We start from the raw sequence: 20251 nt of genomic DNA, 5'->3' as shown, positions 1-20251 counted from the left end.
CTGGATTCCTTGGCTCCTGGTGGGGTTGCTCAGTGGCGGGTCAGCAGCGTTTCCACCGCCGACCGGAATCCCGCCCGGCGCTCGGCGGCCTCGTCCGCGCTGATCCGCGGCGTGTACACGGCGGCAGGTTTCCACTCCGGGACGGCCCGCTCGACCGCCAGCCCGGGGTCGAGGCCGAGCCGGGCGACGGCGCCCACGCCGAGGGCGGTGACATCGGGCAGGGCGGACACTTCGACGGGCAGCTGCAACAGGTCGGCCTGGGCCTGCATGAGCAGCGCGGAGCGGGTGAGGCCCCCGTCGGCGCGGAGGGTGGTGAGCGGTGCGCCGAGGTCGGCGGCGGCCGCGTCGGCGATCTCGGCCACCTGCGCGGCGATGCCCTCGCACAGGGCGCGCACCAGATGGCCGGGGGTGGTGTCCAGGCCGAGGCCGGTCACCGAGCCGCGGAGGTCGCCGCGCCACCACGGGGCGGCGAGTCCGGCGAGGGCCGGTACGAACGTCACTCCCCCGGTGTCCGCCACCGAGCCGCCCACCGGGTCGAGGTCCTGGGCGCCGCCGATCACCCCCAGGCCGGTGAGCCAGCGCACGGCGGATGCGGCGGTGTACACCTGCCCGTCGAGGCAGTAGCTGGTGTTGCCGCCGAGCCGCCAGGCCACGCAGCTCACCAGGCCGCTGGTGCCGCGGCGGGGTTGCGGCCCGGTCTGGGCGAGCAGGAACGCGCCGGTGCCGTAGGTGCATTTGGCGGCGCCGGGCTCGGTGACGCTCTGGGCCAGCAGGGCGGCCTGCTGGTCGACGAGGAGGCCGGTGAGCGGGATCTCGCCGCCGAACGCGGTGGTGGTTCCGGCCATGGTGTCCGCGTCGACGACCCTGGGCATCTGTTCGGCCGTCAGGCCGTACAGGTCCAGCGCCTCCGGGGACCAGACGACGCGGTCGAGGTCGAGCAGCCCGGTGCGCCCGGCGGTGGCCGCGTCGGTGACGAACGCTCCGGTGAGCTGGTGGATCAGCCAGACGTCGCTGGTGGTGACGACGCCCTCGCGGGTCTGGTGGCGGCGCAGCCAGGCCATCTTGGGCGCCGCGAAGTACGGGTCGAGGGGCAGTCCGGTGAGTTCGCGCAGGGTGTCGGCGTGTTCGGCGAGGTCCGCGCACACCGTTTCCGCCCGCCGGTCCTGCCATACCAGGGCGTCGGTCAGCGGGGCGCCGGTCGCGGGGTCCCACACCAGCACCGTCTCGCCCTGGTTGGCGAGGCCGACCGCCACGACCGGCTCACCGGCCCGCGCGAGGGCCTGGCGTCCGGCATCGACGACCGAGGCGAGGAGTTCGGCGGGATCGACCTCGACCAGGCCGCCCGCGAGGTGGCGCGGGTGGACGGCCACCTCGGCGGAGCCGAGCACACCGCGCTCCGGACAGAGGACCAGCGCCTTGGTGCCCGAGGTGCCCTGGTCGACGGCGAGCACCGCTCCGGTCGCGGGGCCGGCGGGTGCGCGGTGGGGACGCTCGTCAGGCAGCATGTCCGGTTCTTCGGTGGGGGGGTCGTTCCGCGTGGGGGCGGTTCTTCGGCGGCTCTTCGGCGGCTCTTCGGCGGGGCGGTCGTCGGCAGGGCGGCGTTCGGCGGTGGTTCGGTCGTGGCGGGAGATCTTGGTTGAAAGCGTGGTGCAGCGACGAGTCGGCGTCAAGGCCGCATGTCCGGAGTTCGCTTGCTGGACACCGGCCCGCGGCCCCGGGCCGGATGCGGACCCTGGCCTTCTTGAGTCATCACGGGATGGCTATAGGATCCCGGGCATCCACTCGTCAGGCCCTGGAATCCGTCGCGCCCGGTTCAACACGCTCCGTCCGAAAGTCATCCGATGCCCGAGGAAGTGTTCCGCCCCGTCTACCACCCCGCGGGCTACGACAGCGGACTGCGCATCGCGCTCCAGGACGTGCGCACGGGCCGTTGGATCTCCATGCGCGACCTGCTGGCCGAGACCCCGACCTGGGCCCAGTGGACGCAGCGCACCCAGGTGCTGGCCGCGGTGGCGGCCGGGTCCAACGTGGTGGAGGCGTGGCGGGCCGAGGAACCTCGATGCGTCGCCGCGCTGGTGATGCACACCCGGGTGGTGGTGGAGCGGACGATGCGCGCCCATCGCGAGGGACACCAGCGCACCCACGAGCTGTGGCGGGAGGCGTGGGAGTCCTGCCAGCTGGCCGCGCACAACTCCCCGGCGGACCCGGTCCCCTGGGTGTGTCTGCTGGCGCTCGCCCAGCTCGACAAGGAGCAGCGGCTGCCGGAGCACCGGGCGAACCCGCCGGGGCCGTTGCTCTTCCCCGGCCCGTGGGGGTTACTGGCGGAGGCCGACCGGCGCGATCCGTACAACCGCGAGGCGTACCACCGGATGCTCCAGTTCGTGTACGCGCGGCGGGCGGGCGGTTCGCTGGCCGAGGCGGTCAACTTCGTGCAGTGGGTGGTCTCGGGGGCACCCGAGGGCTCGCCGCTGCACGTACTGCCGCTGTACGTCCACGTCGAGCGGTACCGCGAGGAACGGGGCTACGAGAAGGCCCTGGACCTGCACTGGGCCACCGAGGACGCGGTGCGGGACGTCGACAAGGCACTGCGCCTGTGGTTCGACCACGCGGACCGGGAAACCAGCTCGCTGCTGGACCTCAACCATCTGGCGCACGCCCTGTGGGGCGCGCTGCAATTCACCGAAGCGGCCCGGGTCTTCGAGACGCTGGGTCCGTATTTCACCCCACTCCCCTGGGCCTATCGCACGCCCGACGCGCATGACCGCGCCCAGGCCGAGGAGATGTTCCTGCGCGCCCGGGTCCGCTGTCTCGCGGGCGCCCGCGGAAACAGACCCGGTTACGACGGCTGAGCCGTACCCTCATCCCCCGCATTGCCCGCCTCTTCCCGCCTCTACTGACCGTCCCCGCATTCCCTTCCGGAGGTACGTTCATGTCCACGCCCTGGTCGCGCCCGGTTTCCACACCGCAGCGGGACGAAGAACAGAGACTGCGGGAGCTGGGATATCAGCCGGTGCTGGCCCGCCGCATGGGCAGCTTCGGCAATTTCGCCATCAGCTTCTCCGTCATCTCCATTCTGTCCGGCTGCATGACCCTGTACGGGTTCGGGCTGGACACCGGCGGCCCCTCGGTCATGATGTGGGGCTGGGCCGGTGTGGGGCTGTTCGTGTTGTGCGTGGGCCTGGCGCTGGCGGAGGTCACCAGCGCGTATCCGACCTCGGGCGCCCTTTACTACATGGCCGACCGGCTCGGCGGGCGCGCCTGGGGCTGGTACACCGGCTGGCTCAACCTGCTGGGGCTGCTGGGCGCGATCGCCGGTATCGACTACGGCGCGGCCCAGTTCACCGGAGCGCTTCTGAACTTGCAGTGGGGATTCGAACCCACCCCGCGCTCGACCATGGTGATTTTCGTCTGCATTCTGTTGCTGCATGCCACACTGAACCTCTTCGGAGTGCGGTTGGTCAGCCTGCTCAACTCGGTCAGCGTGTGGTGGCACTTGGCGGGAGTCGCCATCATCGTCGGGGCGCTGGCGATCATTCCGTCCCACCATCAGTCGCCGGAATTCGTGTTCACCGAGTTCGTCAACAACACCGGCTGGTCGAATCCCCTTTACGTCACCGCCATCGGCCTGCTGCTCGCCCAGTACACCTTTTCCGGCTACGACGCCTCGGCGCATCTGTCCGAGGAGACGTCCAACGCCTCCGTGTCCGCCGCCCGCGGCATCGTGCGCGCCATCTGGGTGTCCTGGGTGGCCGGTTTCGTACTGCTGGCGGGGCTGACGTTCGCCATCCAGGACTACGCCGGGACGCAGAAGAGCGCCACCGGTGTCCCGCCCGCGCAGATCCTCATCGACGCCCTCGGCACCGGCGGCGCCACCGCCATGCTGCTCATCGTCATCACCGCCCAGCTGTTCTGCGGCAACGCGGAGGTGGCGGCGGCCAGCCGGATGGTGTTCGCGTTCAGCCGGGACGGCGCGCTGCCGGGCTCCCGGCTGTGGCAGCGGGTCAGCACCCGCACCCAGACCCCGGTGCTCGCGGTGTGGTTGTCGGTCGGGGTGGCGTGCCTGCTGGCGCTGCCGTCCCTGTACTCGGAGACCGCGTACGGCGCGGTGACGGCCATCAACGTCATCGGCATCACGCCCGCCTATGCGATCCCGGTCTTCCTGCGGCTGCGCGCCGGGACCCGGTTCCAGAAGGGGCCGTGGCATCTGGGCCGCTGGAGCAAGCCGATCGGCTGGGTGGCGGTGGTGTGGGTGGCGCTGGTGACGGTGCTGTTCTGCCTGCCGCAGTCCAGCCCGGTGACGGCCGATTCGATGAACTACGCGTCGATCGCGCTGGCCGCGGTGCTGATCCTGGCCACCGTCTGGTGGTTCGTCGCCCGCCGTTCGTACAACACGCCCTCCGCCTACGGGTCCGCCCGGGAGGAGGCGGAGATCGCCGAGGGCATCGTCTGAGCCGGGTCTGATTCAGGGGCTCGCCCAGGTCGCACGACGGCGGGGCGGGGTACGCAGATACGTTTCTGCATGCCCCGCCCCGCCGTCGTGCGCGCCCCCTAATCCCCGCGCAGCAGCGACGCGACCGGGGGCCGCTCGCGCTTCGCGCCGTACGCGAGGAAGTACGCCGGAGCCCGCTTGAGCCACGGCGCCTTCGTCAGCACCTCCGCCAGCCGCAGCGGCTTCCTGCCATTGCCGAACGGTGACCGCCCCTCGAGCAGCGGCGCGATGACCCGGGCGTGGGCGATGCGCTGGAGCGCCTGGGTGCCCGCGGCGGTGGGCCAGCGGCGGCGCTGGACGGCGCGGACCGCGTGCAGGCCCACCGTACCGTCGCGCAGCGGTCCGGCCAGATGCCGGGCGGCGGCGACGGCGTCCTCGACGGCGAGGTTGATGCCGATGCCGAAGACGGGCGACATGGCGTGCGCCGCGTCGCCGATGCACAGCAGCCCGGGGCGGTGCCAGCGCCGCAGCCGGTCCAGCCGTACGTCCAGCAGCTTCACCTCGTCCCAGGAGCGCAGCTCCGGCTCGCGGTCGCCCATCCACGGGGTGGCCTCCGCGAACGCGGCCAGAAACCGGTCCAGACCGCCCGCGCGGCGGGTGGCGTCGGCGCCCTTGGGGATCAGCACGGCGCACTGCCAGTAGTCGCCGCGGTCGATCATGGCGGTGAGGAAGCGGTCGCCGACGTTGCCCACCAGCCCCCTCGGATCGCCCTCGTGCCGCGGCAGCCGGAACCACCAGGCGTCCATCGGGCAGGTGAACTCCCGCAGTCCCAGCTCGGGCAGCTGCCGGGCCAGCGAGCCGCGGCCGTCGCAGGCCACCGTGAGAGCGGCCCGCAGCTCACCGGCGTCGCCGTCGGCGGTGCGGTAGCGGACCCCGGTGATCCGGCCGCGCTCCTCGATGAAGGAGGTGGCCTCGGTGTTCATCCGCAGCCGGAACGACGGCTCCTTCCCGGCCTCGTCCGCCAGCAGGTTCAGCAGATCCCACTGCGGCACCATCGCGACGTAGTTGTACGGGCCCGGCAGCGCGCTCAGATCGCCGACGGTGAACAGCTCTCCGTCCGCGCCGATCGGCAGCTGGACGGAGTGGACATGACGCTGCGGCAGCGCGGCGAACCGCTCGGCCAGGCCCAGGTCCTCCAGCAGCGCCAGGGTGCTGGGATGCACGGTGTCGCCGCGGAAGTCGCGCAGGAAGTCGCCGTGTTTCTCCAGGACGGTGACGTCCACGCCTGCCCGGGCCAGCAGCAGCCCGAGGACCATCCCGGCGGGACCGCCGCCCACCACGCAACATGTGGTCCGCTCCATCGATGTGCTCCCTTCGGCGTGCTTCCGGGGCCGCTCCGTATCGTTTCCCTCCCGACGCCCGGCACCGGGCGCGGCAGTCGGGTGAACGTCACGGCTCCGCGATCGCCGGATGGCGATCGGCTTGAGTCTTCCCGGACTTTCCTCCGTATCCCCCGCTGAACGGCGTGGGGCACAAGGAGGTCTGTATGGCAGCCGAAACCGATCCTGACCGAACGGGCGGGCGTCACGTGATCGAGCCGACCGCGATCTTCCGTGCGGGGCCGGATCCGGAGTCCGGCGAGGACGTGGACGGGCCGGTGGAGGAATGGATGGAGGATCTGCATCTGTTCCGGCCCCCGGGGGAAACGGGCGAAGCGGGTGAGGCGCTCTCCCCGGAGGCGCACCGGTTCGCCGAGGACGAGACCCAGGAGATCGACGGCCGCGTCTCGGCGTCCGACTCCTGGGGGGCTGTGGATCCGCCGCCCGAGCCCGCTGCCCCGCCGCCCGCGACCGCACGGCGCCATCCCCGGACCGCCGTGCTGATCGTCGCGGGGGTCGGGCTGGGCGTTGCCCTCGCGCTCGTCCTGCTCCTCCCCGGCCGCGCGGCCATCAACGTCGCCTCGCCGGGCGGCAGCCCCACGGCGTCGGACGCCGGCCGTTCGCCGACCGCGTCCGCCGCCCCCACCACGGCGGTCCCGGCGCCGCCGGGGAGCCAGGCCGGTGTGCTGAGCCAGGGGGACAGCGGTCCGCAGGTCTCCGAACTCCAGACGCGCCTGCTGAAGATTCCCGACGTCTATCGGGACGGGCAGGTCAACGGCCGGTACGACCAGACGCTCACAGAGGCCGTGGCCCGCTTCCAGCTGTGGTACGGGATCCGCGGCGACGAGGACGGGGTGTACGGCGACGCCACGCGGCGCGATCTGGAGTCCCGTACCGGCGCCATCACCTGACCGCTGTCGGCACGATCCGGCTCTATCGGCTCGCGCCGAAGACCTGGGTCCAGTACGTACCGGCACGGCTGCCGGTGGCGTAGCCGACGCCTATGTGGGTGAAGTCGGGCTTGAGGATGTTGGCACGGTGGCCGGGGCTGTTCATCCAGCCGCGGACCACCTCCGCCGGGCCGCGCTGCCCGCACGCGATGTTCTCGCCGATACCGCGGTGGGTGGCCCCGGCGGTGGCGGCCCGGTCCCAGGGCTGACGGCCCTCGGGGCTGGTGTGGTCGTAGAAGTCGCGGGCGACCATGTCGTCGCTGTGCGCCTGCGCCGCCGCCGTCAGCCGCGGGTCGGGGGCCAGCGGCGCCAGCCGGGCGGCGGCGCGCTCGGCGTTGGTGAGCGCGATCACCTCGGACGCGAGGCGGCGCAGCCCGTCCGGGGTGAAGGGCTGCGCCCACACCGCCGTCCAGAACACGTCCCCGGCGCCGGAGGCCCGGCCGATGCCCACATGGGTGACCGCCGGGTCCCGGAACGGGCCGCCGCGCTCCTCACCGGCCAGGCAGTAGTCCACGAACCCGTCCGGGGTGCGCGGCCCGGAGACGAGGTGCTCGGCGACCGTGAGCGGGGCATAGCCGCCGGCCGCGATCCGGTGGAAGAGCGACGTCCCGTCGGGGCTCTCCGCACCGAGCGCGCCATGGGCCGCCATGGCCGCCGCATGGGCCTCGGCGGCCCGGGTGAGCCGGGGGTCGAGGGCCACGGGTGGTACGCCGTGCCGGGACCGGGCGGCGTTGACGAGCCCGAGGAATCCGTCGTCGCCGGGCGTCGGGGGCTGGGGCGCGGGCGGGTGCTCCGCGGTGCCGTCGTCCGCGACGTCCACGCCGAAGTCGCGCGCCACCCCGGCGAGCCCGTCCGCGTACCCCTGGCCGATCGCCCGCACCTTCCACCGGGCGCCGCGGCGGTAGATCTCGGCGAGCAGCAGCACCGTCTCCGGCCCGGGGCGCGGCGGGGCGAAGCGGGCCAGCGGAGCACCGCCGCCGCTTCCGGTGACGCTCATGACGGGCGCGGGCAGCCGCCCCAGCGGGGTGCCGGGGTCGGCGGGGCTGACGACGACGGTGACCCGGCTGGCGCCGGGGCGCAGCTGCCCGGGCCGCACGGTGACGGTGTCTCCGTCGACCCGGGTGCCGGGAGCGGTGGGCTGGTTGAAGAAGACGAAGTCGGCGTCGCCCGCGACCTTTCCGTCGTCGCCGGTGATCAGGGCGGACAGGTCGAAGGGGCCGGGGACGCGGATGGTCAGCGTGCCGTGCGGCAGCGGTTGGTTGCCGCCGGGCACCAACTCGGCCATGGGTCCCCTCCTCGTGCCGTACCCACCAGGCCAACGGCCCGCCCCCGGCGGCGGTTCCCGGGCCGTCCCGGTGTTCTGAGCGGGGGCTCTGCGACAGCGCCTCCGTGGGCGAGGGCGGGGCCGAAGCGCGCTCAGCGGCCCATCAGCCGCAGCAGTCGGGCCTGCCGGGTCTCCCCGTCCGGGGGCGGGGTCCCGGGGGCGGCGAAGAAGCGGTGGGTGGTGTCGGCGGCGACCGGCGACTCCGCCAAGCCCGCGTAGATGTCGGCGAGATGGTCGTCCGCCCAGGCGACGAGGCCCGGATCGAGTTCCTCGGGAGCATCGAGAGCCCGGGCCAGGTCCCAGGCGTGAACGAGCGAATCCGTGGTCCGGACGGCGAGGGCCTGTTCACCGGTCACCGGGCCGAGGGGGTGGTCCAGGATCTTCTGGAGGGCGCCGGGCCTCCGGAACGCCGCGGCGCAGTCCCGCACCGAGCGGGTGTACGCGCCCACCGGATCGTCGCCCAGGGCGTCCTCGTCCCGGAGCCGGAGGAAGTCGGCGGCCGAGCCGCCGTCCAGTAGGGCCATGTAGGTGAGATTGCCCCGGGTCATGTGGTTGACGAGGTGCCACACGTCCCATTCCGCGCAGGGCGTGGGCGCCGTCCACTGATCCGGCCCTACCGTGCGCAGCCTGCGGGTGAACTCGGAACCGGAGAGAAGGTAGCGGTCGATGATGCCGACGAAGGGGTGAGACATGGCCTCAGCATGCGGGGTACCGGAGGCGATGTGCTGGCGGAAATCGGCCGCCGAGCTCATGCCGGGGACCGACCCCCCGGGGGGCCCGGGCGGGCTGGGTGTACAGCCCGCCCGGCGATGGAGGACAGGTCAGGCCGGGGTGGCGATGTACTTGTACTCGAGGAACTCGTCGATGCCGACGCGCCCGCCCTCGCGGCCGAGGCCGGACTGCTTGACGCCGCCGAACGGGGCGGCCGGGTTGGACACCAGGCCGGTGTTGAGGCCGACCATGCCGACCTCCAGCCGTTCGCTCACCCGCAGCGAGCGGTTGAGGTCGCGGGTGAAGACGTAGCCCACCAGGCCCCATTCGGTGCTGTTGGCGGTGGCGACGACTTCGTCCTCGTCCTCGAAGGTGAGGACGGCGGCGACCGGGCCGAAGATCTCGGTCTCCATCAGCCGGCTGGCGGGCGAGACGCCGGTGAGCACGGTCGGCGGGTAGAAGCAGCCGGGGCCTTCGGGGGTGCTGCCGCCGACCAGGACCTCGGCGCCGCGCGCGACCGCGTCGGCGACCAGTTCCTCGACCTTGGTGCGGCCCGTCCGGTCGATCAGCGGGCCGACGTCCACGCCGGGGCGGCTGCCGGGGCCCACCTCGAGGGCGCCCATGCGCCGGGCGAGGCGGTCGGCGAAGTCGGCGGCGACGGAGGAGTGGACGAAGAAGCGGTTGGCGGCGGTGCAGGCCTCGCCCATGTTGCGCATCTTGGCGGTCATGGCGCCCTCGACCGCGACGTCGAGGTCGGCGTCGTCGAAGACGATGAAGGGGGCGTTGCCGCCGAGCTCCATGGAGGTGCGGACCACGGCGGGCGCGCACTGGCCGAGCAGGACCCGGCCGACCTGGGTGGAGCCGGTGAAGGACAGCTTGCGGATGTGGCCGCCGGTCAGCAGCGGTTCGACGACCTCACCGGCCCGGGAGGTGGTGACGACGTTGAGCACCCCGGCGGGCAGCCCGGCCTCCTCCAGGATGCCCGCCAGGGCGAGCGAGGACAGCGGTGTCTGCGGGGCGGGCTTGAGCACCATGGTGCAGCCCGCGGCGATCGCCGGGCCGATCTTGCGGGTGCCCATGGCCAGCGGGAAGTTCCACGGGGTGACCAGGAGACAAGGGCCGACGGGGCGGCGCATGAGCAGCATGCGGTTCTTGCCGTCGGGCATGGTCGCGTATCCGCCCTCGATGCGGACGGCCTCTTCGGAGAACCAGCGGAAGAACTCGGCGGCATACGCGGCCTCGCCGCGCGCCTCGGCCAGCGGCTTGCCCATCTCGGCCGTCATCAGGGCGGCGAGCGAGTCGGCGCGCTCCATGATGAGTTCGTAGGCGCGGCGCAGGATCTCGCTGCGGGCGCGGGGCGCGGTGGCGGCCCACTTCTCCTGGGCGTCCAGGGCGGCGTCGAGCGCGCGCTGTCCGTCGGCGGGGCTGGCGTCGGCGACCTCGCACAGCACCTCGCCGGTGGCCGGGTCGTCGACCGGCATGGTGAGGCCGCCGGCCGCGTCGGACCACGATCCGGCGATGTACAGCTTCTTGGGCACCGTCGCGAGGACGTCGCCCGCTGCGGGGAACGAAGGGGTGGGCTGGGCAGACATGGCGGCATTCTCCTTCTGTGGCCGCCGCCCGCGTAAGGAGCGGGCGGCGGCCGGGGTTCCCGAGGGTGATGGGCGGCGCGCGGCGCGCGGCCGCTTCAGTCCGTGCCGGACGTACCGGCGCTCACGGCGGCGGACCAGGCGCGCAGTCCCTCGTCGATCGCCGCTTCGTCGACGACCAGCGCGGGGATCATCCGGACCACATGGTTCCAGGCGCCGCACAGGAGCAGCAACAGTCCCTCGTCCACGGCGGCGCGCTGCACGCGGCCCGCGGTCGCCGGGTCGGGTTCGCCGTCCTCGGTGACGAACTCGCTGGCCAGCATGAGGCCGAGGCCGCGTACGTCGCCGATGGCGGGGGTCTTCGCGGCGACGTCCTCCAGGCCGGAGCGGAGCCGGGCTCCCATGGCGTCGGCGTTGGCGACGAGGTTCTCCTCGCGTACGACGTCGAGGGTGGCCGCGGCCGCGGCGCAGGCGACGGCGTTGGCGCCGTAGGTGCCGCCCTGGGAACCGGGCCAGGCCTTGGCCATCAGTTCCTCGGAGGCGGCGATGCCGGACAGCGGGAAGCCGCTGGCCAGGCCCTTGGCGGTGATCAGGATGTCGGGGCGGACCCCGAAGTGGTCATGGCCCCAGAACCGCCCGGTGCGGCCGACGCCGGTCTGGACCTCGTCCAGGATGAGCAGGAAGCCATGGCGGTCGGCCCGCTCGCGCAACCCCTGGAGGAAGCCCTCGGTGGCGGGTACGTAGCCGCCCTCACCCAGCACCGGCTCGACGATGATCGCCGCGGTGTCGTCGGGCGAGGAGATGGTCTGGAGGACGTAGTCCAGTTCCTTCAGAGCGAACCGGGTCGCGGTCTCCTCGTCCCAGCCGTACCGGTAGGCGGTGGGGAACGGGGTCACCACGGCGCCGCTCATCAGGGGCGAGAAGCCGGAGCGGAAGCGGGTCCCGGAGGTGGTCATGGACGCGGCGGCGACGGTGCGGCCGTGGAAGCCGCCGTGGCAGACCAGGATGTTCGGGCGACCGGTGGCCTGGCGGGCGAGGCGCAGCGCGGACTCCACCGCCTCGGAGCCGGAGTTGTTGAAGAACAGACTGTCGAGGCCCTCGGGCAGCACCTCGCCGAGCTTGGCGGTCAGCCGCTGGAGCGGCTTGTGCATGACGGTCGTGTACTGACCGTGGATGAGGGTGCCGACCTGCTCCTGGGCGGCGGCGACGACCTTCGGGTGGCAGTGCCCGGTGCTGGTGACGCCGATGCCCGCGGTGAAGTCCAGATAGCGCCGTCCGTCCTCGCCGTGGAGGTAGGCCCCCTCTCCGCGGACGGCGACCACCGGAGTGGCTTGGCGGAGCTGCGGCGACAGATTGGTCATGATCTCTCCCAACACCCACGGAACGGCGGTGGACCGGACTACTTCGGGCTTATACGAGCGTGCGGGAGCGGACCGGGGAAAGACAATGATCATTGTGTCGTGGGCAGCTGATCGGGATGGACGTTGTGTCAACCGGGACCGGGTGGACACTTTGTCAAGGAGACCCGTGATCGATGGTTGCGCCCGGTCGGCCGGCTTGTCAGAGTGGCCTGCATGAACGGCTCCGCTCCGCTCACCCTCGGCGACGCGCTGCGGCTGCCGGTGCTGGCCGCCGGGCAACCTGAGGTGGTGTCCGGCCATGATCAGCTGTCCCGTCCGGTCCGCTGGGTCCACATCACCGAACTGCTCGACCCGGCGTCCTTCCTCAAGGGCGGGGAGCTGGTCCTCACCACCGGGATGCCGCTGCCGGAGGACCCCGCGCTGGTGCGCCGGTATGTGGAGGAGCTGGTGGACATCGGTGCCGCGGGCCTGGTCATCGAGCTGGTCCGGCGGTATCACGAGCCGCCGTCGGAGCTGGTGGACGCCTGCCGGGCCCGGGATTTCCCGCTCGTGCTGCTGTCCCGGAACGTGAACTTCGTGGAGGTCACCCAGATCGTCCACTCGATGATCATCGGCAGCCAGATCGAGACCCTGCGCCGGGCGCAGGACGTCCATGACGCCTTCACCGCGCTGACCCTGCGCGGCGCCGAGCCGGACGAGGTGGTGGGGATGGCCGCCGAGCTGAGCGGCCATCCGGTGGTGCTGGAGAACCTGGTCCACCGGGCGGTGATCTGCGGGTCGCCGGGGCAGGGCGTCGAGGGGGTGCTGACCGGCTGGGAGCGGCGGTCGCGCGGTACGCCGTCGCCCGACCGCACCGAGCTGCGCGGCCCGGAGAACTGGCTGGTGACGGCCGTGGAGTACCGGGGCGAGCGCTGGGGGCGGCTGGTGATGCTGCCGGACGCGGCGGGCGCCCCGGCGGTGGGTCCCGAGCACGCGATGGTTCTGGAGCGCACGGCCACCGCGCTGACCATCGCCCGGCTGACCCAGCACACCCGGTGGGAGCGGCGCGCCCAGCGCACGCTGCTGCTGGATCTGGTCGAGCAGCGCTGCCGCTCGGCCGGGGAGGCGCGGGCCCGGGCCGAGGCGCTGGGCATGCGGGTCATGGGACGGCGGCTGATCGTCGCGCTCGTGACCCTGGCCCGGGGGCTGGGCGGCGAGGAGGCCGGGGAGCTGGAGGACCGGCTGACCGAGGAGATGGCTGCGGCCGGTGCCGCGGTGCTGATGGGCGCGGTGCCCGGCGATCATCTGGGGGTGCTGCTGGCGTTCCATCCGGCCACGCCCTGGCGGCCGTTGGTCGAGCGGCTGAGCCGTTCCGTACGGGAGGCGCATCCGCACGCGGTCGTCAGCGTGGGCTGCGAGGTGTCGGACCTGTCGCAGACCGCGCGCTCGTTCCAGCAGGCGGCGCGGGTCGCGGACGCCGCCGTCCCCGGCACGCCGGACAAACCGTTCCATGAGCTGAGCGATATCGGGCTACGGCAGTTGTTGTACGCGCTGCGCGACGACATGCGGGTGCAGGAGTACGTGGAACGGCAGCTCGGTCGGCTGGTGCAGCACGATGAGCGGCATGGCACCGATCTGGTGACGACCCTGCACGCCTATCTGGACGCGGCGGGCAACAAGACCGTGGCCGCCAAGCGCGCCAGTCTGTCGCGGCAGGCGTTCTACCAGCGGCTGCACGCGATCGAGCGGGTGCTCGGCTGCGATCTGGAGTCGGGCGAACAGCGCACCCAACTGCATGTGGCGCTGACCGCGTTCAGCGTGCTGCGGCTCGCCCCTGGCTCCGGTCCCTCGTGACGCGGCGGCGGGCCGCGTGCCGCCGCGTCACGAGGGGCCGGTGGCTCACTTCACGAAGTCGTCGACGACCTTCGGCGGCCAGGAACCCACGTTGAGCACGCCCACGGAATAGGCGCGGGAGACCAGGGCCGCCCGGTTGGGAACCCGCAGCTTACGGAGCAGACGCGTCACGTGGTATTCGACGCCCTGCCTGCTGAGGTAGAGCCGGGAGGCCAGCGGAATGGTGGATTGTCCCGCCGCGATGCCCTCCAGAATGCGTGCCTCGATTTCGCTGAGGATCTTCTTGCGGCTGGTGACCATGTCCAGCTCCTGGCCACCGGCCACGGGCCGCAGCACCACCAGCAGCGAGGCGACGTGCGAGGTGCCCTCGCGCACGGCGACGGCGGTGAGCGCGCTGGTGAAGGCGGTGCCCTGGGCTCCGACGACGACCACCTGGGCGGCGAACCGGTCGCGGGTGCCGTCGGCCAGCCGGGAGAGCTGCTGGTGCAGCGCCTGCTGGGCGCTGGGGTGCGCCAGGTCGCAGAAGGCGCGGCCGAAGACGCTCATGGAGGAATCGTCGTCGAACTGCCGGAAGAACTCCTGGTTCGCCTGCTGGACCGTCAGGGACGGGTCGAGACAGACGACACACGCCCCCGGCTGGTCGAACTGGCGCAGAAGATCCGCGTACTCGATCTGGTCACATTCGAGCTCGTGGGGGGTTTGCCGAGTCGAATCTGCTAGAGCGGAAACTGCCAAGGGACTGCCATCCCTTCCTGTTCATCAATGACCGAAGACGAATGACCGGGGATGAATACCGCGGTTATTCAATTCGAAAGCTTTTTACGGAATGGAGACTAGGGATATCCCCACGCATGAGTCAACGTCAGCAGGGTGGCGTCGCCCAATCCTGTGGTACCGCACCACGGAGGTTCGGTCCGCACCGGAGGGTTTCGGTGGTGGGTACGGTGAGTTCGCCGACCTGCGGAACTTGCCCGGATCGCACCCTCCCCCGGCCGGTACGGGGCCATGTCGACAAGCCCCGCCCGACGCGGGTTGGACACGCGTTGAATTAGCGCCGTTAACGCAGGATTTCCGAATCCAGTCGGGGCAGGACCTCCATCAGCTGGCGGCGGCCGGAGATGTCCAGCTTGCGGTAGGCGTGGGTGAGGTGCTTCTCGACCGCGCGGGAGGTGACGCCGAGTCGGCCGGCGATCTCCTGGTTGGTGAGGCCGCCACCGGCCAGGGAGACCACGGTGCGTTCGGTACGGGTCAGCGCGGCCTCGGGCCGCGGGGCGGGCGCACCGTGCCCCTGCTCGGCCTGCTCGACCAGCCAGGGGGCGCCGCAGGCCGCGGCGAGGGCTCCGGCCTCCCGCAGCATGGCCGCCGACTCCGGTCCGTTGTCCAGCCGCCGGGCCAGCAGGGTGAGCGAGCGGGCCAGTTCGAGTTCGTTGGCCGAGGCGCGCAGCACGTCGGCCGATTCGCGCAGCAGATTGGTGCCCCGGGCGCCGTCGTACAGCCGCCCCTTCAGCCGCAGGGCGCGGCCCAGCGCGACGGGGGCGCCCCATGCCTCGGCCCGGGCGTGTTCCTCCTCGGCGAGCGCCAGCGCCGCGCGGGAGTCTCCGATGCGGTGCTGGAGGGCGGCCGCCCAGGGCCGCCACCGGAAGAGGACGGGATTGCGCCAGCCCGCCGCCTCCAGCTGGCGGCCGCAGGCCAGCAGGGTGTCCAGCGCACAGGTCCAGCGGCCGTACCGGGCGTCCTGGGACGCCTTGAGGAGCTGGAGCGAGGCGGTGAGCGCGAGGCTGGCGGACCGGCGCCGCCCGGCCTCGTCCAGCAGCCCTTCGACCAGTTCGCTGTCCTCCAGCTCCAGGGCGACGCTGGTCAGGGCGACGGTGGCGAGGATCCCGGCCTCCGACCAGTGCGCCCCGGCCAGCCGCATCGCGCGCTCGGCGGGCTCCCGGGCCCGGGCCACCCGGCCACGCGCGAGCAGCATCAGCGCCTGCTCGGCGTGGACGAGCGCGTCGACGGCCGTGACGTCCTGTCGCGAGGGGTGCCGCTCGGGCTCCGGCCAGGAGTTGATGCCCCGTACCGAGTCGGCGGCGACCATCGCGACGGCCACCAGTGGCAGCGGTGAGTGGACCCGGTCCGCGGTGGCCGGTTCCCGCTCCAGGACGCGGCCCGCGAGCCGGGCGACCTCGGCGGCCGGGCGCCGGGTCGTGAGCATCGCGGCGTCGAGCAGCACGACGGCCAGCTCGCGTTCGGCGGTCGAGCCGAGCGGAGGTTCCTCACCCAGCGCGGACAGCCGCTCCACGGCGGCGGCCAGCTCCGCCGGGTCCTCGTACCCGGCGTACCACAGCCGCGCCTCCAGGCGCAGGGCCACGTCGCGCGCCGAGCCGTCGAGGGCGGCCGCGGGGCCCAGGTCCTCGGCGACCTGGTGGAACAGGTCGAGGATCGCCGGCGGCGCCACTCCCACGACGGTCGGGGAGATCCGCAGCGCGGCGGCGGCCCGCTGCCGCGGGGTGGTCAGCAGGGGTATCGCCTGGGAGATGTGGCGCTCGCACGCGGCCGGGTCCCATCCGCGCTCCGCCGTGGCCAGGTCGATCAGCAGCCGCCCGCGGGTCTCACCGGACAGCGCGGCGTCCAGCAGCGCGCGCCGCAGATAGCGGGTGGCGATGTCCGGCGCGCCCCGGCGCAGCGCGGTGTCGGCCGCGGCCCGCAGCACCTCGACCGCCCAGGGGTGCTGTGAGGTGGTGACGGCCATCAGCTGGGCGGCGACCAGCTCGGCGGAGGAGCCGTTGCGGTAGAGGAGGGCCGCGGCGGCGTCGTGCAGCCGGTCGCGCTCGGCGACGGTCATCGAGGACTCGACGGCGTCCTGCACCACGCGGTGGAGGAAGCGCGGCTCCTTCTCGGCCGCCAGCAGGCCGAGTTGGCCGAGGACGCGCAGCGCGGCGGCGAAGCCGATCGGGTCCAGGCCCGCCAGCCGGGCCATCAGGTCGGGTTCGCCCTGGTCGCCGAGGACGGCGATCGCGGCGGCCAGGTCCCGTACCGGCTGCGGCTGGGTGCGCATGCAACCGGCCAGCCACTCGCGCAGCTGGGCGGGGCGCTGCCGGCGGGCCGTCTCCACGTGCCCGGCGGTGGGGCTGTGGCCGGCCGCGGCGAGGGTCACCAGGACCGACCTCAGGAAGAGGGGGTTGCCCGCGGAGATCTCGTGGCAGGCGCGGGCGAAGTCCTCGTCGCCCGGCTCGCCGAACTGGTCGAGGACCATCGCCCTGGCGGCCGCGAGGGACAGCGGCGCCGGGCGCAGCACCCGCTGCGCGGAGTCGGTGATCTCGCGCAGCGTCAGCCGCCGGGCCCCGGGATCGCCGTCGCGCAGGGCGCAGACGAGGACGGCGCGCAGCCCGTGCAGCCGCTTGACCAGGTAGGCGAGCCAGCGCAGCGAGGGGGCGTCCACCCACTGGAGGTCGTCGACCAGGATCAGCAGCGGGTGGTCGGCGCCGACGTCGGCCAGCAGGGAGCGGAGTCCGTTCAGCACCGTCTCGGACAGGCTGACGGAGCCGGACTCGCCCAGCGGCAGGGCGTCGTCGGCGAGGACCATGCGGGCGAAGTCGCCGTGGTCCCGCAGCCATCGTTCGCTCTGCGCGGGCGAAGCTCCGGTCAGCAGGCTGTCGAAGAGCTGACGGACCACGCCGAAGGCGAAATCCTGCTCCATCGGGGCGGCGTTGGCGCGCAGGACGCGGACGTCCTCCCCGGCCAGCCGGGGCAGCCCCTGGAGCAGCGCGGTCCGGCCGATGCCGAGCGGGCCGGTGAGCAGCAGCAGCGACGAGGTGCCCGCGGCGGCGGCCTTCAGGGCGTCCCTGACCTGTGCCGCCTCGGTGTCCCGCTCATGCAACATCCGTGCCGTATCCCTCCGTTGCGGGCTCAAGCGACATCCGTGCCGTATCCCTCCGTCGCCCGCACCAGTGCGTGGAGTTCCGCGCGCCCGCCGATCCGCAGCTTGCGGTACGCGCCGCTGAGCCGCAGCTCCACCGTGCGCCGGGTCACCGACAGCATCTCGGCGATCTCCCGGTTGCCGTGGCCGAGTCCGGCGAGGGTGGCGGTGCGCCGCTCGGGTTCGGTCAGCGTCGCCCAGGCGGGCTGCGGGCCGGGCCCGGGCGCGGCGGACTGGCCCAGCCGTTCGGCGAGGTGACGCACCCGCCCGGCAAGCCTGCTGGAGGGCCGGTGGGTAGTGGTGAACGTGAACAGCTCGGCGACCAGGGGCGCGGCGGCCTGCCGGTCCCCCGCGTCCAGTTCGGCGGTGGCCAGATCGATCAGCGCCCCGGCGTAGGCGAGCCGGGCCGCGGTGGGGCGCAGGCTGTGCACGGCCTCGCGGAGCCGGTGGGCACGGGCCTCGCGGGCCACCCGCCCGGCGCCCAGCAGGGCCACGCCGAGGGTGCCGGCCGCGCCCCACCGGCGGGCCAGCGCGATCTCCTCCTGGCTCAGCCGCTGTGCCTCCTCGTGGTCGCCGAGCGCGTGGCACACCTGGGCGGCCATCGAACGCCAGGGCATCAGGGCGGGGTTGGCCCGGTCATGACGCAGGAGCCGCCTGCCGCAGCCGCGGAACAGCTCCAATGCCTCGGGCAGCCGGCCGTCCCGGAAGGCCACCAGCGCCCTGGCGAACAGCAGATGGCCGTAGGACACGCTGTCCTGTGCCCCGGGCGGGGTGGGCGCGTCGGCCAGTTCCCTGGCGTCGTCGAGGCGGCCGCCGTCCAGGGCGACGGTGATCCGCAGCCCCATCAGATAGGACACGTGGTTCGGATGCCAGTGGGCGTGGGGCAGTGCGCGCCCGGCGGCGGCGACGTCCCGTTCGGCCGCGTCGAGCCGCCCCTGCCGCAGGTTCAGTTCGCCCCGGACGGCCAGTACGAGTGCGGCTGCGGCCCGGGCGTTGCGCCGCCGTAAGTCGACGTGCAGGGCGTCCAGCCGCGTCTCGGCCTCGTCCAGGTCGTCGGTCAGGAGCAGGATCCGCCCGGCCGTGATCCGGGGCAGGATCAGCACATCACTGCCGGGCTCGCCGGTGAACGCGAGCCGGGCCAGTGCCCTGGCGGTGGGCAGGCCCTCGCCGTGCAGGGCGAGTTGCCGGGCGCGGGCGGCGGCCTGTGCCGGGTCGGTGGGGCGGTCGGGCAGCGGGGGGATCTCGGGCAGCAGCAGGTCGACGTCGTCGGGGCTGCCGGGTTCGGTGAGCCGGAACAGCCCGGCCAGGGCCTCCCGTTCGGCGCCGTGGGCGGTGGCCAGCGCGTCCGCCACGGCGGACCGCAGGCCCGCCACGCCGCCGCGGGTGAGTCCCAGGTCGGCGGCGCGCACCCGGGCCCGGGCGGGCGCGTCGCCGCCGCTGCGGACGATCTCCGCCAGCCGCCGGTCGCTCGCCTCGGGGGCGGTCAGCACCTCGATGGCGGCCAGCTCCAGGCCCAGCTGGGCGCGCTCGGCGGGGTCCAGCGGCTCCTCCAGGGCGCGGGAGAGGCAGGCGATCGCGCGGTCCGGGTGGCCGGCACGGAGCGCGGCGGCGCAGGTGCGGCGCAGCACATGGATCACCCAGGGTTCGCCGAGCGGGCGGGCGTCGAGCAGCAGCCGGGCGATGTCCTCGTCGGGCAGGGCCGCCCGGTGGGCGAGTTCGGCGGCCCTGGCGTGCAGTTCGGCCCGTTCGGCGGCGGTCATCTCCTCCAGGATCCACTTCCGGGCCTCCGGGCAGCACAGCCGCAGCCCGGTGTCGGAGGCGGTGGCGAGGCCGCTGGCCTCCAGCGCGGCGCCGAGGCCCGGTTCGCTCGCCGCGCGGGGCCCGGCGAGGGCGTACAGCTGGGGCAGGTCGAGGAGTTCACCGCAGACGGCCAGGGCACGCACGACGGCGACGGCGGTGTCGGACAGTCCGCTGAGGGCGCGGGCGACGTACTCGCCGCAGATGGCCTCGATGAGCGCGCGCAGCTCCGGGACTTGTTCGGCGACCGGTGCGAAGCCGCGGGCGGTGAACTGGCGCAGCGCCTCGTGCAGCACCATGGGGTTGCCCGCGCTGATCTCGCACGCGGCCGCGTTGAACGGTTCCTGCCCGGGTGTGCCGCACACGGTCGTCACCAGGGTGGTGACGTCCCGCAAGGTGAACGCGGACAGCGCGAGCTGCCGGGAGGGCACCGGTCCGGGGAAGGGGAAACCGCCGCACCAGCCCCAGTGGCTGACGCCGCTGCTGCTGGCCAGCAGCGACACCGGCATCCCGGGCAGCCGCCGCACCAGGGCCCCGAACCAGCGCCGGGAGTCCGGGTCCAGCCACTCCACCTCGTCGACGACCACCAGGGTCGGCCGGTCGCGGGCGCCGCGCAGCAGTTCGGCCAGGCCGGGCAGGCGGTCGTCCCGTTCCGGTACGGCCAGCGCGCCCAGCGAGCTGTCGGTCAGCCCGTCCATGGTGGTCAGGAGCTGTTCCACCACGCCGTAGCGCAGTCTGCTCTCGCCCAGGGTGGCCTGGGCGCGCAGGACGCGCAGCCCGCGCTCCTCGGCGAGTTCGGCCGTCCAGCGCAGCAGCGGGCCCTGGCCGAAGCCGGGCCGGCCGGAGACGGTGACGACAGCCGGACGACCTGCCGCCAGGTCGGTGACGACCGAGGCCAGCACCGCCTGCTCTCGTTCGCGGCCGGGGAACGGGAGGCCGTTGAGCTGCATGGAGTGACTATATGCCGATCACAT

General features: G+C 73.3%; 13 protein-coding genes. 4 read left to right on the top strand and 9 right to left on the bottom strand.

From position 1 onward, the window contains the following. Window positions 1-29: 29 nt before the first annotated feature. Window positions 30-1505 carry an FGGY family carbohydrate kinase gene (locus tag LCH29_RS04390; protein WP_446460355.1) on the bottom strand — a complete coding sequence of 492 codons (1476 nt, stop codon included), beginning with the start codon at window positions 1503-1505 and terminating at the stop codon, window positions 30-32. Window positions 1506-1841: 336 nt separating this feature from the next. Here LCH29_RS04390 and LCH29_RS04385 point away from each other — a divergent pair, with 336 nt between their 5' ends. Further along, entirely contained in the window at window positions 1842-2849 is a 1008-nt protein-coding gene (locus LCH29_RS04385; RefSeq protein ID WP_446460354.1) for a hypothetical protein, read from the top strand. Between the two features lie 80 nt (window positions 2850-2929). Next, the gene (locus LCH29_RS04380) at window positions 2930-4450 is read left to right on the top strand and encodes an amino acid permease (protein ID WP_446460353.1); all 1521 of its coding nucleotides are present in this window, start codon (window positions 2930-2932) and stop codon (window positions 4448-4450) included. Window positions 4451-4548: 98 nt separating this feature from the next. On the opposite strand, the gene LCH29_RS04375 is transcribed toward LCH29_RS04380, so the two are convergent. Next, window positions 4549-5790, bottom strand: a complete 1242-nt coding sequence (locus tag LCH29_RS04375; RefSeq protein WP_446460352.1) for an FAD-dependent oxidoreductase — start codon at window positions 5788-5790, stop codon at window positions 4549-4551. A 185-nt stretch (window positions 5791-5975) separates the two neighbouring features. Here LCH29_RS04375 and LCH29_RS04370 point away from each other — a divergent pair, with 185 nt between their 5' ends. Further along, window positions 5976-6719 (top strand): peptidoglycan-binding domain-containing protein, encoded by a 744-nt coding sequence (locus LCH29_RS04370; protein WP_446460351.1) that lies wholly within the window; start codon window positions 5976-5978, stop codon window positions 6717-6719. Between the two features lie 22 nt (window positions 6720-6741). On the opposite strand, the gene LCH29_RS04365 is transcribed toward LCH29_RS04370, so the two are convergent. The 4 genes from LCH29_RS04365 to LCH29_RS04350 all read right to left on the bottom strand — a co-directional run bounded on the left by LCH29_RS04365 (window position 6742) and on the right by LCH29_RS04350 (window position 11743). Further along, on the bottom strand, window positions 6742-8043 hold the full coding sequence (locus tag LCH29_RS04365) for a CAP domain-containing protein (RefSeq protein WP_446460350.1): 1302 nt from the start codon (window positions 8041-8043) through the stop codon (window positions 6742-6744). Between the two features lie 131 nt (window positions 8044-8174). Beyond that, complete coding sequence (locus LCH29_RS04360; RefSeq protein ID WP_446460349.1) at window positions 8175-8774, bottom strand: TIGR03086 family metal-binding protein; 600 nt, start codon at window positions 8772-8774, stop codon at window positions 8175-8177. 129 nt (window positions 8775-8903) lie between these two features. Then, complete coding sequence (locus tag LCH29_RS04355; RefSeq protein ID WP_446460348.1) at window positions 8904-10385, bottom strand: NAD-dependent succinate-semialdehyde dehydrogenase; 1482 nt, start codon at window positions 10383-10385, stop codon at window positions 8904-8906. Between the two features lie 95 nt (window positions 10386-10480). Beyond that, window positions 10481-11743 carry an aspartate aminotransferase family protein gene (locus LCH29_RS04350; protein ID WP_446460347.1) on the bottom strand — a complete coding sequence of 421 codons (1263 nt, stop codon included), beginning with the start codon at window positions 11741-11743 and terminating at the stop codon, window positions 10481-10483. 213 nt (window positions 11744-11956) lie between these two features. On the opposite strand from LCH29_RS04350, the gene LCH29_RS04345 reads away from it, so the two are divergent. Continuing rightward, window positions 11957-13576 (top strand): PucR family transcriptional regulator, encoded by a 1620-nt coding sequence (locus LCH29_RS04345; RefSeq protein ID WP_446460346.1) that lies wholly within the window; start codon window positions 11957-11959, stop codon window positions 13574-13576. Between the two features lie 45 nt (window positions 13577-13621). On the opposite strand, the gene LCH29_RS04340 is transcribed toward LCH29_RS04345, so the two are convergent. The 3 genes from LCH29_RS04340 to LCH29_RS04330 all read right to left on the bottom strand — a co-directional run bounded on the left by LCH29_RS04340 (window position 13622) and on the right by LCH29_RS04330 (window position 20227). Beyond that, the gene (locus LCH29_RS04340) at window positions 13622-14230 is read right to left on the bottom strand and encodes a LuxR C-terminal-related transcriptional regulator (RefSeq protein WP_446460567.1); all 609 of its coding nucleotides are present in this window, start codon (window positions 14228-14230) and stop codon (window positions 13622-13624) included. A 403-nt stretch (window positions 14231-14633) separates the two neighbouring features. Further along, a complete protein-coding gene (locus LCH29_RS04335) occupies window positions 14634-17444 on the bottom strand; it encodes a helix-turn-helix transcriptional regulator (RefSeq protein WP_446460345.1) in 2811 nt (936 codons plus the stop codon). 26 nt (window positions 17445-17470) lie between these two features. Next, complete coding sequence (locus LCH29_RS04330) at window positions 17471-20227, bottom strand: AAA family ATPase (protein WP_446460344.1); 2757 nt, start codon at window positions 20225-20227, stop codon at window positions 17471-17473. Window positions 20228-20251: the final 24 nt, after the last annotated feature.

Source organism: Streptomyces sp. BRA346 (assembly GCF_052851135.1).
This window is presented reverse-complemented; position numbering and strand designations above follow the sequence as displayed.

What these genes read in the sequence shown, in the direction of transcription:
- LCH29_RS04390 (WP_446460355.1), bottom strand. Translation starts at nt 1,505, where the DNA reads ATGCTGCCTGACGAGCGTCCCCACCGCGCACCCGCCGGCCCCGCGACC.
- LCH29_RS04385 (WP_446460354.1), top strand. Translation starts at nt 1,842, where the DNA reads ATGCCCGAGGAAGTGTTCCGCCCCGTCTACCACCCCGCGGGCTACGAC.
- LCH29_RS04380 (WP_446460353.1), top strand. Translation starts at nt 2,930, where the DNA reads ATGTCCACGCCCTGGTCGCGCCCGGTTTCCACACCGCAGCGGGACGAA.
- LCH29_RS04375 (WP_446460352.1), bottom strand. Translation starts at nt 5,790, where the DNA reads ATGGAGCGGACCACATGTTGCGTGGTGGGCGGCGGTCCCGCCGGGATG.
- LCH29_RS04370 (WP_446460351.1), top strand. Translation starts at nt 5,976, where the DNA reads ATGGCAGCCGAAACCGATCCTGACCGAACGGGCGGGCGTCACGTGATC.
- LCH29_RS04365 (WP_446460350.1), bottom strand. Translation starts at nt 8,043, where the DNA reads ATGGCCGAGTTGGTGCCCGGCGGCAACCAACCGCTGCCGCACGGCACG.
- LCH29_RS04360 (WP_446460349.1), bottom strand. Translation starts at nt 8,774, where the DNA reads ATGTCTCACCCCTTCGTCGGCATCATCGACCGCTACCTTCTCTCCGGT.
- LCH29_RS04355 (WP_446460348.1), bottom strand. Translation starts at nt 10,385, where the DNA reads ATGTCTGCCCAGCCCACCCCTTCGTTCCCCGCAGCGGGCGACGTCCTC.
- LCH29_RS04350 (WP_446460347.1), bottom strand. Translation starts at nt 11,743, where the DNA reads ATGACCAATCTGTCGCCGCAGCTCCGCCAAGCCACTCCGGTGGTCGCC.
- LCH29_RS04345 (WP_446460346.1), top strand. Translation starts at nt 11,957, where the DNA reads ATGAACGGCTCCGCTCCGCTCACCCTCGGCGACGCGCTGCGGCTGCCG.
- LCH29_RS04335 (WP_446460345.1), bottom strand. Translation starts at nt 17,444, where the DNA reads ATGTTGCATGAGCGGGACACCGAGGCGGCACAGGTCAGGGACGCCCTG.
- LCH29_RS04330 (WP_446460344.1), bottom strand. Translation starts at nt 20,227, where the DNA reads ATGCAGCTCAACGGCCTCCCGTTCCCCGGCCGCGAACGAGAGCAGGCG.